This window comes from Nocardioides ginsengisegetis (assembly GCF_014138045.1).
In the GTDB taxonomy this organism is placed as follows: Bacteria; Actinomycetota; Actinomycetes; order Propionibacteriales; family Nocardioidaceae; genus Nocardioides; species Nocardioides ginsengisegetis.
Genome location: NZ_JACGXA010000001.1, coordinates 3,582,489 through 3,596,235 on the forward strand (window position 1 = coordinate 3,582,489; position 13,747 = coordinate 3,596,235).

At 72.1% G+C, this 13,747-nt stretch carries 13 protein-coding genes; 1 reads left to right on the top strand and 12 read right to left on the bottom strand.

The features are described from left to right. Nucleotides 1–116: 116 nt before the first annotated feature. The 6 genes from ccsB to hemL all read right to left on the bottom strand — a co-directional run bounded on the left by ccsB (nt 117) and on the right by hemL (nt 6,089). On the bottom strand, nt 117–1,094 hold the full coding sequence (gene ccsB, locus FB382_RS17315; RefSeq protein WP_182540945.1) for a c-type cytochrome biogenesis protein CcsB: 978 nt from the start codon (nt 1,092–1,094) through the stop codon (nt 117–119). Then, nucleotides 1,091–2,734: a cytochrome c biogenesis ResB family protein gene (resB, locus tag FB382_RS17320; protein WP_182540946.1), complete on the bottom strand. Its 1,644-nt coding sequence runs from the start codon at nt 2,732–2,734 to the stop codon at nt 1,091–1,093. The genes ccsB and resB overlap by 4 nt, the downstream gene beginning before the upstream one ends. After that, nucleotides 2,731–3,492 (bottom strand): cytochrome c biogenesis CcdA family protein, encoded by a 762-nt coding sequence (locus FB382_RS17325; RefSeq protein ID WP_182540947.1) that lies wholly within the window; start codon nt 3,490–3,492, stop codon nt 2,731–2,733. The genes resB and FB382_RS17325 overlap by 4 nt, the downstream gene beginning before the upstream one ends. Continuing rightward, nucleotides 3,485–3,976: a TlpA family protein disulfide reductase gene (locus FB382_RS17330; RefSeq protein WP_343055655.1), complete on the bottom strand. Its 492-nt coding sequence runs from the start codon at nt 3,974–3,976 to the stop codon at nt 3,485–3,487. The genes FB382_RS17325 and FB382_RS17330 overlap by 8 nt, the downstream gene beginning before the upstream one ends. Nucleotides 3,977–4,071: 95 nt before the next feature. Continuing rightward, nucleotides 4,072–4,752 (bottom strand): histidine phosphatase family protein, encoded by a 681-nt coding sequence (locus FB382_RS17335; RefSeq protein ID WP_182540948.1) that lies wholly within the window; start codon nt 4,750–4,752, stop codon nt 4,072–4,074. Continuing rightward, nucleotides 4,749–6,089 (bottom strand): glutamate-1-semialdehyde 2,1-aminomutase, encoded by a 1,341-nt coding sequence (gene hemL / locus FB382_RS17340; RefSeq protein ID WP_182540949.1) that lies wholly within the window; start codon nt 6,087–6,089, stop codon nt 4,749–4,751. Before hemL ends, FB382_RS17335 begins: the two co-directional genes overlap by 4 nt. A gap of 294 nt (nt 6,090–6,383) precedes the next feature. On the opposite strand from hemL, the gene FB382_RS17345 reads away from it, so the two are divergent. After that, nucleotides 6,384–7,535: a lytic transglycosylase domain-containing protein gene (locus FB382_RS17345; protein WP_246377233.1), complete on the top strand. Its 1,152-nt coding sequence runs from the start codon at nt 6,384–6,386 to the stop codon at nt 7,533–7,535. 71 nt (nt 7,536–7,606) lie between these two features. Here FB382_RS17345 and hemB read toward each other — a convergent pair whose 3' ends face one another. The 6 genes from hemB to FB382_RS17375 form a co-directional block, all read right to left on the bottom strand. Then, on the bottom strand, nt 7,607–8,611 hold the full coding sequence (gene hemB, locus FB382_RS17350) for a porphobilinogen synthase (protein WP_220481405.1): 1,005 nt from the start codon (nt 8,609–8,611) through the stop codon (nt 7,607–7,609). Further along, the gene (locus tag FB382_RS17355; RefSeq protein ID WP_182540951.1) at nt 8,608–10,284 is read right to left on the bottom strand and encodes a bifunctional uroporphyrinogen-III C-methyltransferase/uroporphyrinogen-III synthase; all 1,677 of its coding nucleotides are present in this window, start codon (nt 10,282–10,284) and stop codon (nt 8,608–8,610) included. Before FB382_RS17355 ends, hemB begins: the two co-directional genes overlap by 4 nt. Further along, entirely contained in the window at nt 10,281–11,252 is a 972-nt protein-coding gene (hemC, locus tag FB382_RS17360) for a hydroxymethylbilane synthase (protein WP_182540952.1), read from the bottom strand. The genes FB382_RS17355 and hemC overlap by 4 nt, the downstream gene beginning before the upstream one ends. Next, nucleotides 11,249–12,541: a glutamyl-tRNA reductase gene (locus FB382_RS17365; RefSeq protein WP_182540953.1), complete on the bottom strand. Its 1,293-nt coding sequence runs from the start codon at nt 12,539–12,541 to the stop codon at nt 11,249–11,251. Before FB382_RS17365 ends, hemC begins: the two co-directional genes overlap by 4 nt. Nucleotides 12,542–12,596: 55 nt before the next feature. Further along, on the bottom strand, nt 12,597–13,301 hold the full coding sequence (locus FB382_RS17370; protein WP_182540954.1) for a redox-sensing transcriptional repressor Rex: 705 nt from the start codon (nt 13,299–13,301) through the stop codon (nt 12,597–12,599). Between the two features lie 203 nt (nt 13,302–13,504). Continuing rightward, nucleotides 13,505–13,747 (bottom strand): glutaredoxin family protein, encoded by a 243-nt coding sequence (locus FB382_RS17375; RefSeq protein ID WP_182540955.1) that lies wholly within the window; start codon nt 13,745–13,747, stop codon nt 13,505–13,507.

The following is a 13,747-nucleotide window of genomic DNA, read 5'->3' on the forward strand; positions in this document are numbered from 1 at the left end:
CACCATGTGAAGGTGTCGAAGCGTCACTTCTCATGGTGAGCTCGCCGGGTGAAGTGACGGCTCACCCACTTCTCATGGTGAAGCTGTGACGGCCAGCCCCACACGACCACCCCGGCTCACTTCAGCTGGGAGATCTCCGGCGCCGCGTAGGAGTGCTGGCTGGTGCTCGAGAAGTAGTTGATCCCGATGAAGTTGAACCACAGGGTGGCCAGGCCGAGCAGCGCGAGGAGGGCGGCGTTGCGCCCCTTCCAGCCGGCGGTCGACCGGGCGTGCAGGTAGGCCGCGTAGACGACCCAGGTGATGAACGCCCAGACCTCCTTGGGGTCCCAGTTCCAGTAGGACGACCACGCCTGGTGCGCCCAGATCGGGCCCGTGATCAGCACGGCGAAGGTCCACACCGGGAAGCCGAAGGCGTGGATCCGGTAGGAGACCCGGTCCAGCACGGCCAGCGACGGCACGCGCGCGAGCGGCCCCGTCTCCGCCCCGCCCCACTTGGCCTTGGCGAGGTAGATCGCCGACGTGATGCCACCGAGCGTGAAGGCGCCGGTCGCGAGGATCGCGGACACGACGTGGATCACGAGCCAGTAGGAGTCGAGGGCCTCGGTCAGCGGCGCGACGGGCTCGTAGAGCCACAGCACGGCGACCATCAGCAGCGTGAGGATGAAGCCGACCACGATCGGCGCCATCCACGAGAGCCCGAGCCGGCGGTTCAGCACCAGGTAGAGCATGCCGACGACGAAGGTGCCGCTGAGCGTGAACTCGTACATGTTGCCCCACGGCACCCGGTTGGGGTCCGCGGCCATCCCGCGACCGACCAGCCCCACGAAGTGCAGCGCGACCGCCAGGCCCGTGAGCATGAGTCCGAGCTGGCCGAACAGGGCCGTACGTCGGTTGGCGTCGGCGTCCGGCGCCCCGCCCGTGGCCACGGCGACCCCGCCGCGCGAGGAAGCGCCCGAGCCTGCCTCGATCGTGTCGGCCGGCACCTTGCGCAGCGAGGACCACTCGACGAGGTGCGCGAGCAGCGCGAGGAAGTAGACCACCCCGCAGGCCGCCACGGCCTGGTTGCTGAGGGTCTCCCATGCGGCGTCGGTCACGACTGCTCCTTCTCGGAATTCTTGTCGGCGCGCTCCGGGGCCCCCGGCAGCGCCGCCACGATCTCGTCCAGCACGACGGCGACGTCACCGCCGCCCGAGCGGTCGAGCGCGGCCGCCTCGACCAGTGTGCCGTCCCCCTCGCGCCGGACACGAACCCAGACGCGACGCGGACGGATGAACAACGACCCCAGGAGGCCGGCGAGGGCCAGGATCACGCCGGCGAGCGCGATCCGCTTGCCGGGGGTCTGGCTGATCTGGATCTTGTTCCAGCGCTGGATGCCGTCGAAGCTGACCGTCCCGAGGTGCTGGGGCAGCGTCACGGTGTCGCCCTGGCGCAGGTCGATCCGGTAGGGCGCGCCGTTCTTCTTGGTCAGCATCGTCGTGCCGGCCTTGTTGAGCGCGTAGATCGACTGCGGCGTCCCGTCGTCCATCCCGAGGTCGCCGGTGTAGACGAGCATCGAGACGAGCGGGTCGAGGGTGTCGCCGAACGCCGAGAAGTAGGAGCCGGTCTGCTTGGAGAACGCCACCGTCGGGTAGAACTCGCCCTCCAGCCCGATCTGGGTCGGCTCGGCGTCGGGGGCCTTCACGACGCCGAACGACGCGAAGCTCTGGTCGGTCGGCAGGAAGACCGTCGGGCCGCTGTAGACCTTGTGCCCCTTGCCGTCGCGGATCGTGATGACCGGCGCGTAGCCGTGGCCGATGAGGAACACCTCGGTGTTGCCGACCGTCAGCGGGTGGTTGACCTTGAGGTCGTAGCTCTTCTCCGGCGACGTCGGCGACTCGCGGTAGGTCAGCTGGGTGTCGAACGCGCGCGCCATGCCGGCCCGCGGCCCGGATGTCAGCCAGTCGACCGAGAAGTCCTTGATGTCGAACGAGAACGGCTCCATGTCCGAGGACTTGAACAGGCTGCCGGGCACGAAGTCGTCGTACTGCGTGAGGTTGTTGGAGAAGCCGTTGCCGACCACCAGGATCACGCCGCCCTTGTAGCCGAACAGGCCACCGAGAGCGAAGCCGACGAGCACGACCAGCACCGACAGGTGGAAGAGCAGGTTGCCGGCCTCGCGCAGGTAGCCGCGCTCGGCGGAGACGGCGTCGCCCTCGATGCGGACCCGGTAGCGCCGCTTGCGGAGCACCGCCGCGGCACCGGCGAGGACCTCGTCCTCCGCCACGTCCGTGGTGTACGACGCGTGGTCGGCGAGGCGGGTCAGGTTGCGGGGCGCCCGCGGGGGCTGGGACCGCAGGGCGCGCCAGTAGACGAACGTGCGGGGCACGATGCAGCCGACCAGCGAGACCATCAGCAGCAGGTAGATCGCGGAGAACCAGGCGGAGTCGTAGACCGAGAAGAGCCCGAGCTTCTCGTAGACCGGCGTGAGCTGCGGGTGGGCGTCCTGCCAGCGCGACGTCTTGAGCGAGTCGACACCCGTCTGCGGGATCAGCGAGCCCGGGATTGCCGCGAGGGCGAGCAGGAGCAGCAGCACCAGCGCGGTCCGCATGGAGGTGAGCTGGCGCCACGTCCAGCGCAGCAGCTCGCGGACGTTGAGCTCGCCGGGGCGGCGGACGGGAGCCTGGCCGTCCTCGTCGAGGTTCTCGACGTGCCCCTCGGGGCGCTGGCCGGTCGGCCGGTCGGTCGGGGCGCTCACACGCTCACCTGCGAGGTGTTGACGAGGTGCAGCTGGATCCAGGTGACCGCGTGGTCCCACAGCCCGGTGACGAGCAGGATGCCGACGACGACCAGCATCAGGCCGCCGAGCCGGGTCACCCAGGCCTCGTGGCGGCGTACGAAGGAGAAGGCACCCAGTGCGCGGCGGTAGGCCAGGCCGGCGACCACGAAGGGCAGGCCGAGGCCGACGCAGTAGACGGCAGAGAGGAACGCGCCGCGGCCCGCGGTCGCCTCGTTGAGCGACAGCGTGGTGATCGCGGCGAGCGTCGGGCCGATGCAGGGAGTCCAGCCGAGGCCGAACAGCACACCGAGCAGCGGTGCCGCCGCGAGCCCGACGGCGGGCACCTTGTGCACCCGCCAGTCGCGCTGGAGCAGCGGGATGAAGCCGGCGAAGGCGACCCCGAGCACGATCGTGAAGACGCCGAGCACGAGGGTGAGCGTGTCGCGCCAGGCGAAGAGCCAGTCACCGACGGCGCCGGAGGCGGTGCCGATCGCGACGAAGACGAAGGAGAAGCCGAGCACGAACAGCAGCGACCCGGCCAGCATCCGGCCGCGGCGCACGTCGGCGGCCCCGGAGGCGAGGTCGGCGCCGGAGAGCCCGGTGGCGTAGGAGAGGTAGCCCGGCAGCAGCGGGATCACGCACGGGGAGAAGAAGGACACCAGCCCCGCGATGAGCGCGACCGGGACGGCCAGCACCAGCGACCCGGAGGCCGCGGTGTCGCGGAACCAGTCACCCATCCGCGGACACCTTGCCGGACGTGTCGACGTCGCCCACGAGGTCGACCAGCGTCTGGGTCGAGGGCAGCTCGCCGATGATGCTCGCGGCCACCCGGCCCTCGCCGTCGAGCACGACGAAGCTCGGGATCGAGTTGGGCGTCAAGGTGCCCCGGAAGGCCAGCAGGGCGTCGCCCTTGGGCGAGAACACCGAGGGGTAGGGCACGTCGAAGGTGCGTACGAAGCCCTTGGCCTGGTCGGTCGAGGCGTCGCGGATGTTGATGCCGAGGAACTGCGCCTTGTCGCCGAGCTCGTTGGCGGCGGCCACCACGTCCGGGGCCTCGGCCCGGCACGGGGTGCACCACGAGCCCCAGACCACGACGACGACGGGCTTGCCGTGGAAGGCCGCGATGTCGACGTCCTGGCCGTCGAGGTCACTGCCCGTGAGCCCGACGACGTCGCCGCGGTCGGACGGGGCGACCTCGGTGACCGAGCCGTCGCCGGTCACGAAGCCCTTGTCACCGGTCCCGGACAGGCCGTTGCAGCCCGTCAGCAGGAGCAGGCAGGCAAGCGCGGCGCCGGTCGCGGCGCGGAGTCGGGTGGTCAGGGCCGCTTCTCCTCGGTCGCGCCGCCGGCCGAGAAGGGCGCCTTCTTGTCGCCGGTCGGGATCAGGTCGCCCGCCGGCTCGGAGTAGGAGACCTGGGTCAGCCGGTCGCCCACGAAGTGGAAGGAGGTGAGCGAGCACAGCGTGCACTGGCGCTTGCGGGGGTCGTGGAGGAACGAGCGCTGCTCGACGTGCAGCCGGGTCGTCCAGATCGGCAGCTGGTGGGACACGATGACGGCCTCGTGGCCGGTCGCGGCCTCGCGGGCGTCGTGCACCGCGGACATCATCCGCGCGGCGATGTCCTTGTAGGGCTCGCCCCACGACGGCTTGAACGGGTTCCACAGGTGCCGCCACGTGGCAGGGCTCTTGAGGGCGTTGTCGCCCTTGCCGAAGCGCTTGCCCTCGAAGACGTTGGTCGACTCGATCACCCGCGGGTCGGTGACGATCTGCAGACCGCGGGCGTCGGCCAGCGGCTGCCCGGTCTCCTGCGCGCGCTCGAGCGGCGAGGACACCAGGTGCACGATGTCGCGCTCCTTGATCGCGTCGGCGACCTTCTCGGCCATCCGGCGGCCGAGGTCGGAGAGGTGGAAACCGTCGCGCTGGCCGTAGAGCACGCCCTCGGGGTTGTGGACCTCCCCGTGGCGCAGCAGGTGGACGATCGTGTCGGGCGTCTGGCTCATCGGGGTCCCTCGGAGGCGGCGGCCGCGGCACGGGCGGCCGCGGGCAGTGCGTCCAGCACGGTCTGCACCGCGCGGTCGTCGTGGGCGGAGGACAGGAACCACGCCTCGTACGCCGACGGCGGGAGGTAGACCTGCCGGTCGAGCATGGCGTGGAAGAAGGCGGCGTACGCCGCGGAGTCGGTGCGCGAGGCGTCGGCGAAGTCGCGGACCGGGCCGTCGGCGGGGTCGGTGAAGAAGACCGAGAACATCGTGCCGGTGGCCTGCACGACGTGGGGCACGCCGGCCTCCGCCAGCGCGGCCGCGGCCGCGGCCTTGATGGTCTCGCCGGCGGCCGTGATGTGGGCGTAGACCTCGTCGGTGGCCAGCCGCAGCGTGGTCAGGCCGGCCGTGGTGGCGATCGGGTTCCCCGAGAGCGTGCCGGCCTGGTAGACGGGCCCCTCGGGCGAGAGCCGCGACATCACGTCGGCGCGACCGCCGAAGGCGGCCGCGGGGAAGCCACCGCCCATCACCTTGCCGAAGGTCACCAGGTCGGGGCGCCACCCCTCGACGGCGCCGTCCAGGCCCCACTGGCCGGTGCGGCTGGCGCGGAAGCCGGTCATCACCTCGTCGCTGACGAAGAGCGCACCGTGGCGGGCGCAGGTCTCGGCGAGGAACGCGTTGAAGCCGGGCTCGGGCGGGACGACGCCCATGTTGCCCGGCGCCGCCTCGGTGATCAGGCACGCGATCCGGTCGCCGTGCTCGGCGAAAGCCCGCTCCACCGCGGCCCGGTCGTTGTAGGGCAGGACCAGCGTCAGGGCGGTCGACGACTCGGGCACGCCAGGCGTCCCGGGCACCGCGAAGGTCGCCAGCCCGGAGCCGGCCGAGGCCAGCAGCGAGTCGACGTGACCGTGGTAGCAGCCGGCGAACTTCACCACGACGTCCCGGCCGGTGAAGCCGCGCGCGAGCCGGATGGCGGACATGGTCGCCTCGGTCCCCGACGAGACGAAGCGGACCTTCTCGACCGGGGCCCGCGCCACGATCTCCTCGGCCAGCTCGACCTCCGGCTGGGTGGGCGTGCCGTACGACGTACCGCGGGAGACGGCGTCGGTGACGGCCGCCTGCACCTCGGGGTGGGCGTGGCCCAGCAGCATCGGCCCCCACGAGCAGATCAGGTCGACGTAGTCGTTGCCGTCGACGTCGGTGAGCCAGGCGCCGCGGGCCGACCGGATGAAGCGGGGGGTGCCGCCGACCGCGTTGAAGGCGCGGACCGGGGAGTTCACGCCGCCGGGGGTGACCGCGCGGGCGCGCTCGAACAGCGCTGCGGACGTCGCGGTCTGGGCAGTCTCGACGGGGGTCACACCTGCGATTGTCCTCGACGCGATCAACCGGTCCCCGTCGAGGTCACCCCGGCCCCCGCGTGCGGGTGGGCTGGACCACTCGACAAGGCCCGTTGTTTCGCCGTCACGAGCGGTGGGAAGGGTCGTTTCAGAAGTGCTTCCCCCGAGCGTGTGCGACCGTGGTCACACAGGGGCCGCCCGTAACTCGCTGTGACAGCATTCGTTATCACGTCACACGTGGTGCTTGAGGGAGCACGACAGGTAGCGTGAAACAACAGGGAGAGCAACGCGATGTCAACACCGCGATTCGGTCGCATGCAGAAGGCCTCGGCACTCGTGCCACTGGCGCTCCTGTCGGCTGCCTGGACGGCCAGCATCGCCGGCGTCGGAGCCACGGAGGCCGCCTCCGCCGACGAGAACCCGTCCCAGATCCTGCCCGACGGCACGAGCGTCCCGACCGAGGCCATCGAGGCCCCGGCCAGCGTCTCGGTGCCCGGCACCGTCGCCCCCGGCGTGGGCAACGCCCACCAGGCCGTCACCACCGCCTCCACCTCCGGCATCCCGTCGGCCGCCCTGGCCGCCTACCAGCGCGCGGAGACGGTCATCAACTCCGCCGACAAGACCTGCAACCTGCCCTGGCAGCTGGTCGCCGCGATCGGCCGGGTCGAGTCCGACCACGGACGCACCAACGGCAACCACCTGGACGCCAACGGCGTGGCCCACCCCGGCATCTACGGCATCGCGCTCAACGGCAAGCGCAACACCTCGCTGATCCGCGACACCGACGCCGGCCAGTACGACGCCGACACCCGTTTCGACCGCGCGGTCGGCCCGATGCAGTTCATCCCCTCGACCTGGTCGGTCGTGGGCGTGGACGCCGACGGCGACGCGCAGCGCAACCCGCAGGACATCGACGACGCCTCGCTGGCGACCGCGGTCTACCTCTGCTCGGGCAACGACGACCTGTCGACGGTCAAGGGCCAGCACGCCTCGGTCTACCGCTACAACCACTCCAGCAGCTACGTCGACCTGGTCCTGTCGATCATGCAGGCCTACATGGACGGCGACTTCACCTCGGTGCCGACCTCCACGACGGCCGCCGGCTACCTCGTCCCCGAGACGGGCGTCAACAGCGGCCCGGTCCGCAACCACCACCCGGTCAGGCACCCGCACCACACGACCGGCGGCAACCCGGGCCCCGGCAACGAGCCCACCCAGGACCCCGGCACTCCCACCACCCCGCCCGACACGACCCCGGCCACGCCCGGTGGCGGTGGCGGCGGTGGCGGCCTCCCGGTCCCGACGCCGACCCTGCCCCCGCTCCCGACGCCGTCCGTGCCGCCGGTCGACGAGGTCCTCACCGTCGCCCAGGCGACCGCCGAGTGCCTCGCCCAGGGCCTGGTGGACAACCCGCTCGACGCCAACGACGCCTTCGACCAGTGCGTGGCCGACCTGACGGGCAACTGAGCACCAGCCAGACGCAAGCGAACGGCCCCGGACCATCGGTCCGGGCCGTTCTGCGTGTGCGGGTCCGTCGGTCAGCGACGGGGGAGCAGCCGGGCCGCCTCGGCCGCCCAGTAGGTCAGCACGATGTCGGCGCCGGCGCGGCGGATCGAGGTGAGGGTCTCCAGGATGGCCGGCTCCCGGTCGATCCAGCCGTTCGCGGCGGCGGCCTCGAGCATGGCGAACTCACCGGAGACGTTGTACGCCGCGACCGGGACGTCGACGGCGTCGCGCACCCGGCGGATCACGTCGAGGTAGGCCAGGGCCGGCTTCACCATCACGATGTCGGCGCCCTCGGCGACGTCGAGCAGCGTCTCCCGGACGCCCTCGACGGCGTTGCCGGGGTCCTGCTGGTAGGTACGTCGATCGCCGACCAGCGAGGAGTCGACGGCCTCGCGGAAGGGGCCGAAGAACGCGGAGGCGTACTTCGCGGAGTAGGCCAGGATCGAGACGTCGGTGTGCTGTGCGGCGTCGAGCGCCTCGCGGATCACCCGCACCTGGCCGTCCATCATGCCGCTGGGCCCGACCATGTCGACGCCGGCGGCGGCGTGGGCGAGCCCCATCTCGGCGTACGCCGCGAGGGTCCGGTCGTTGTCGACCTTCCCGTCCGCGGTCAGGACGCCGCAGTGGCCGTGGTCGGTGAACTCGTCGAGGCACAGGTCGCTCATCACCGTGATCGCGTCACCGACCTCGGCGACGACGTCGGCGATCGCGACGTTCAGGATCCCCGCGGGATCGATCGCCCCGGAGCCGACGGCGTCCTTCGTCGACGGGATGCCGAAGAGCATCACGCCGCCGAGGCCCAGCTCGGCCGCCTCGGTGACGGCCTTGAGCAGCGACCCGCGGGTGTGCTGGACGACCCCGGGCATCGAGCCGATCGGGCGGGGCGCGTCGAGCCCCTCCCGCACGAAGACCGGCAGCACCAGCTGCCGGGCCTCGAGCGACGTCTCCGCGACCATCCGGCGCAGGGCCGGGGTGGTGCGCAGGCGACGGGGCCGGACGGTCGGTCCGGACACCGGGGGCACGACGGGCTCGGTCATCGCGAGGTGGAGGCCTTCCGGCGGGCGGAGGGCTTGCGCTCGGACGGCTTGGTGACCGGCTGGCCGGCCTCGACCATGGCGTCGCGGCGGGCGGCACCGAAGTCGGCGAGCGCGTCGGTGAGCGCGTCCACGTCGGGCTTGGGCGACAGCACGTCGACCCGGAGCCCGTGCTCCTCGGCGGTCTTGGCCGTGGCGGGGCCGATGACGGCGATGATCGTCGAGGGGTGCGGCTTGCCGGCGATGCCGACGAGGTTGCGCACGGTCGAGGACGAGGTGAACACGACCGCGTCGAACTTGCCGGTCTTGATCGCGTCACGGGTCGGCGCCGGCGGCGGGGTGGCCCGCACCGTGCGGTAGGCCGTGACGTCGTCGCACTCCCAGCCGAGGTCGATCAGGCCGGCCACGAGGTTCTCGGTGGCGATGTCGGCGCGCGGCAGGAAGACCCGGTTGATCGGGTCCAGCAGCTCGTCGTACTCGGGCCAGTCCTCGAGCAGGCCGGCGGCGGACTGCTCACCGGACGGGACCAGGTCGGCGCGCAGGCCCCAGGCGGCGATGGCCTGGGCGGTCTTGTCCCCGACGGCGGCGATCTTCAGGCCGGAGAAGGCACGTGCGTCCAGGCCGTACTCCTCGAACTTCTCCCGGACCGCCTTGACGGCGTTGACCGAGGTGAAGGCGATCCACTCGTAGCGGCCCTCGACGAGGCCGCGCACGGCCTTGTCCATCTGCAGCGGGTTGCGGGGCGGCTCGACGGAGATGGTCGGGACCTCCTCCGGCACCGCGCCGTAGCCGCGGAGGCGCTCCGAGAGCGAGCCGGCCTGCTCCTTGGTGCGGGGCACCAGCACGCGCCAGCCGAACAGCGGCTTGGTCTCGAACCACGACAGCGTCTCGCGGAGGTCGACGACATCGCCGATCACCGTGATGGCCGGCGGGGCCATCCGGGCGGCGCGGGCGTCGGCCGCGACGTGCTCGAGGTCGGAGACGACCGTGGCCTGCTCGGTGGTGGTGCCGACGCGGGTCATGGCGACCGGGGTCTGCGGGGAGCGGCCGGCATCGACGAGCGCCTTGGCGATGTCGCCGATCATGCCGACGGCCGAGAGCAGCACGAGCGTGCGCTTGTCGGCGTACTGCGACCAGTCGACCTTGTCACCGCACGTGACCACGGCCATCTCGCGGTTGTCCTTGGTGGTGAGCGGGATGCCGGCGTAGGCCGGGACCGCGCTGACCGAGGAGACGCCCGGGACGATCTCGAAGCCGAGCCCGGCCTTCACGCAGGACTGGGCCTCCTCGGGACCGGAGGCATAGAGGAACGGGTCGCCGGCCATCAGGCGCACGACGCGGGCGCCCTTCTTGGCGTGCTTGACGACGACCTTGGCCCGGGCCGCGTGGGTCAGCGGCTGGCCGTCCTCGCCGAAGCCGCCGTCGACGATCTCGGGGCCGGCGACCGGCGCCTGCTCCTCGCCGTCCTCGGCGACCACGGGTGTGGGGAGGCCGAGCAGCCTGCGCACCAGGCCCGCGTGCTCGGGCACCTCGGTGACGACGACGTCGGCCTGCTTGAGCAGGTCGACGGCACGGACCGTGAGCAGACCCGGGTCACCCGGGCCACTGCCGACGAACGACACCCAGCCCCGGGTGGCTCCCGTGGTCGAGGTGGTGGTGGTCTTGCCTCGCGTCATGCGTTCTGCCTCTTGTCTGTGTCTTCCAGGCGGTCTTCCAGGCGGTCTGCCAGCCGTGCAGCCCCGTCGGCGAGCATCTCGCTCGCCAGGCGGGTCCCGACGCCGACGGCGTCGGTCGGGCCTCCCGATGCGGACATCCGCACCGCCAGGCCCCCATCGAGGGACAGGGCGATCGCCCTGACCCAGATCTCGTCCCCGTCTTCTCCCTCGACGACCTCCGCCAGCGCCCCGATCGGCGCCGAGCAGCCGCCCTCGAGGGTGGCGAGCACCGCGCGCTCGGCGGTGACCGCCGCGTGCGTGGGCCCGTCGTCGAGCAGTGCCAGCTGTCCCAGCAGATCGGCGTCGTCCGCCCGGCACTCGATGCCCAGCGCACCCTGCCCGGGGGCGGGGAGCATCTGCAGCGGGTCGAGCACCTCGGTGGCCTCGTCGAGCCGGCCGATCCGGGCCAGGCCCGCACGGGCCAGGACCACGGCGTCGTACTCGCCGGAGCGGACCTTGCCGATCCTGGTGTCCACGTTCCCGCGGATCCCGTCGATCTCCAAACCGAGGCCGAGCGCGTGCAGCTGGGCCACGCGTCGCGGCGAGCCGGTGCCGACGCGGCTGCCGACCGGGAGCTCCCCGAGGGTGAGCCCGTCGCGGGCGACGACCACGTCGCGCGGGTCCTCGCGGAGGGGTACGGCGGCGAGCGCGATGCCGTCGTGCGGGTAGGTGGGGAGGTCCTTGAGCGAGTGCACCGCGACGTCCACGTCGCCGCGCAGCAGCGCATCCCGGAGCGCCCCGACGAAGACACCGGTGTTCGACGAGCCGGCCAGGGGGACGCCCGAGGCCTGGCTGAGGTCGCCCTCGGTGGTGACCTCGACGAGCACTGCCTCGCGGCCGAGACGTTCGCGGACCATCTCGGCGACGTGGCCGGCCTGGGTGGTGGCGAGGAGGGAGCGGCGGGTGCCGATGCGGACGGGCTTGGTCATTCAAGTCCCTCCGGTCGGGTGACGGCGTCGACGGCCTCGGGGTCGAGCGCGAACAGCTCGGCGAGCGCGGCGGCGTAGGAGACGGCGCCGGTCTCGTTGGCCAGCTCCCGGACCCGCACGGTCGGCTGGTGGAGCAGCTTGTCGGCCACGCGGCGGACGGCCTGGAGGACCTCGGCACGGGAGTCCTCGTCCAGGTCCGGCAGCCGGCCGGCGAGCCGCTCCATCTCGGCGTCGACCACGGAGGTGGCCATCGAGCGGAGGGCGACCACGGTCGGGGTGACGCTCGCCTGGCGGCGCGCGGACAGGAAGGCCGCGACCTCCTGCGCCACGATCCGGCGGACGTTGCCGACCTCCTGGCCGGTCACGGACGTGCGCAGCTCCTCGGCCAGCTCGGCGAGGTTGATCAGGGTGACGCCGGGCAGGTCCGCCACGCCGGGGTCGACGTCGTGCGGGAGCGCGAGGTCGATGAGGGCCAGCGGCCGGCCGTCGGGCCGGGCCTCGCGGACCATGTCGGTGGTGACCAGCACGCCGGTGGCGCCGGTGCAGGTGATCACGATGTCGGCCTGCGCGAGCTCGGCGGGGAGCTGGGCCAGCGGCGCCGGGCGGGCGCCGTACTGTCCGGCGAGGCGGTCGGCGTTGCCGGCCGTCCGGTTGACGACGGTGACGTGGGCGGCGCCCAGCCGGGACACCGTGGCGGTCGACAGCCCGGCCATGGCACCTGCCCCGACGACGACGACCCGCTTGCCGGCGACCTCGCCGACGGCGGCACCGGAGCGCTCGAGCGCCGCGGTCACCAGGGAGGGGGCGGCCCGGTCGATGTCGGTCTCGGCGCGCGAGCGCTTGCCGACCCGGAGGGCCTGCTGGAAGAGGGTGTTCAGGCCCGAGCCGACGGTGCCGAGCTCCTGGCCCAGCCGCAGTGCCTCGCGGGTCTGCCCGAGGATCTGCCCCTCGCCCACGGCCATCGAGTCGAGCCCGGCCGCCACCTGGAAGAGGTGGGAGACCGCGCCGTCGTCGTAGTGCACGTAGAGGTGCGGCAGCATCGCCTCGGCGGTCTCGCCGGCCCGCTGCACCAGCAGCCGCGAGACCTCCTCGACGGAGCCGTGGAAGCGGTCGACGTCGGCGTAGATCTCCAGCCGGTTGCACGTCGAGATGACGGTGGCCTCGGTGACGTGCTCGCACGAGGCCGCGTCGTGGACCAGCTTGTGCACGCCGTCGGCGTCGAGTGCCACCCGCTCGAGCAGGGAGACGGGTGCGGAGTTGTGGGAGATGCCCACCACCAGGACGCTCATTCGGGGTCCCCGCGGAAGTGTGAGCGAAGCGAGCAGTTTCGTGGGGTGTAGTGGCTCATGCCGTTGCCTCCCCTGCGTCGGCGATCGCCTCGCCGTGCGCCTTGCGCTGCTCGTGGTAGGCGAGGATCTGCAGCTCGATGGAGAGGTCGACCTTGCGGACGTCCACCCCGTCGGGCACCGAGAGCACCACCGGTGCGAAGTTCAGGATCGAGCTGATCCCGCAGCCGACCATCCGGTCCGCGACGTCCTGGGCGGCGAGCGCCGGCGTCGCGATCACGCCGATGGCCACGCCGTGGTCGCGGACGATCTGCTCGAGGTCGTCGAAGGGGCGTACGTCGATCCCGGCGACCACCTCGCGGTGGCGCTGCGGGTCGGCGTCGAGCAGCGCGACGACGCGGAAGCCGCGGCTGCGGAACCCGGAGAAGTTGGCGAGCGCGTGGCCGAGGTTGCCGATGCCGACGATGACCACGGGCCAGTCCTGGGTCACGCCGATCTCGCGGGCGATCTGGTAGCGCAGGTAGTCGACGTCGTAACCGACGCCGCGGGTGCCGTAGCTGCCGAGGTAGGAGAGGTCCTTGCGGAGCTTGGCGCTGTTGACGCCCGCTGCGGCGGCGAGGTCCTCGGACGAGCAGGTGCCGGTGCCCTGCTCGGAGAGGGTGGTCAGGGCGCGGAGGTAGACGGGCAGCCGAGCGACGGTGGCCTCGGGGATGTCCCGGGCGCTCTCGGGGGATGTCCGTGCGGTCAAGGCTCTCGTCTCCATGCCTATGGATTCGGCCGCGGGATCCGGGCGGGGAACAGCCCGTTCTCGTCCATGCGGCTCGATCACTGTAGGAGTTTGTGAACGTGAGAACAAACCGAGACGGGAGGCTGGTCCGGGCCACCGGCCGGGCCGCACACGGGGTCGGCTAGCACATGTGAGATGACCCACGCGCTCCGGGGTGCTACCGGCGGGTCACGGCGGGGTCAGGGCCGGGTCAGGGCGGCGCGCAGGCGGGCCGGGTCGACCCGCCAGAAGTCGTGCTGGCGACCGTCGACGAAGGTCACCGGGATCTCCTCGCCGAAGCGCGCCTGCAGGTCCGGGTCGTCGTCGATGGAGACCTCGACGTACTCCTCCCCCAGCTCCTCGCAGACGGCGGCGATGCGGATGCGGGCGTCGTCGCACAGGTGGCACCCGGGCCGGGAGTAGAGGGTGACGCGAGCAGCCAC

Bases quoted from the DNA above. Each gene is read 5' to 3' on its own strand.
- FB382_RS17345 (WP_246377233.1), top strand. From the start codon at position 6,384: ATGCAGAAGGCCTCGGCACTCGTGCCACTGGCGCTCCTGTCGGCTGCC.
- hemC (WP_182540952.1), bottom strand. From the start codon at position 11,252: ATGACCAAGCCCGTCCGCATCGGCACCCGCCGCTCCCTCCTCGCCACC.
- FB382_RS17335 (WP_182540948.1), bottom strand. From the start codon at position 4,752: ATGAGCCAGACGCCCGACACGATCGTCCACCTGCTGCGCCACGGGGAG.
- FB382_RS17325 (WP_182540947.1), bottom strand. From the start codon at position 3,492: ATGGGTGACTGGTTCCGCGACACCGCGGCCTCCGGGTCGCTGGTGCTG.
- hemB (WP_220481405.1), bottom strand. From the start codon at position 8,611: ATGACCGAGCCCGTCGTGCCCCCGGTGTCCGGACCGACCGTCCGGCCC.
- FB382_RS17355 (WP_182540951.1), bottom strand. From the start codon at position 10,284: ATGACGCGAGGCAAGACCACCACCACCTCGACCACGGGAGCCACCCGG.
- FB382_RS17370 (WP_182540954.1), bottom strand. From the start codon at position 13,301: ATGGAGACGAGAGCCTTGACCGCACGGACATCCCCCGAGAGCGCCCGG.
- FB382_RS17365 (WP_182540953.1), bottom strand. From the start codon at position 12,541: ATGAGCGTCCTGGTGGTGGGCATCTCCCACAACTCCGCACCCGTCTCC.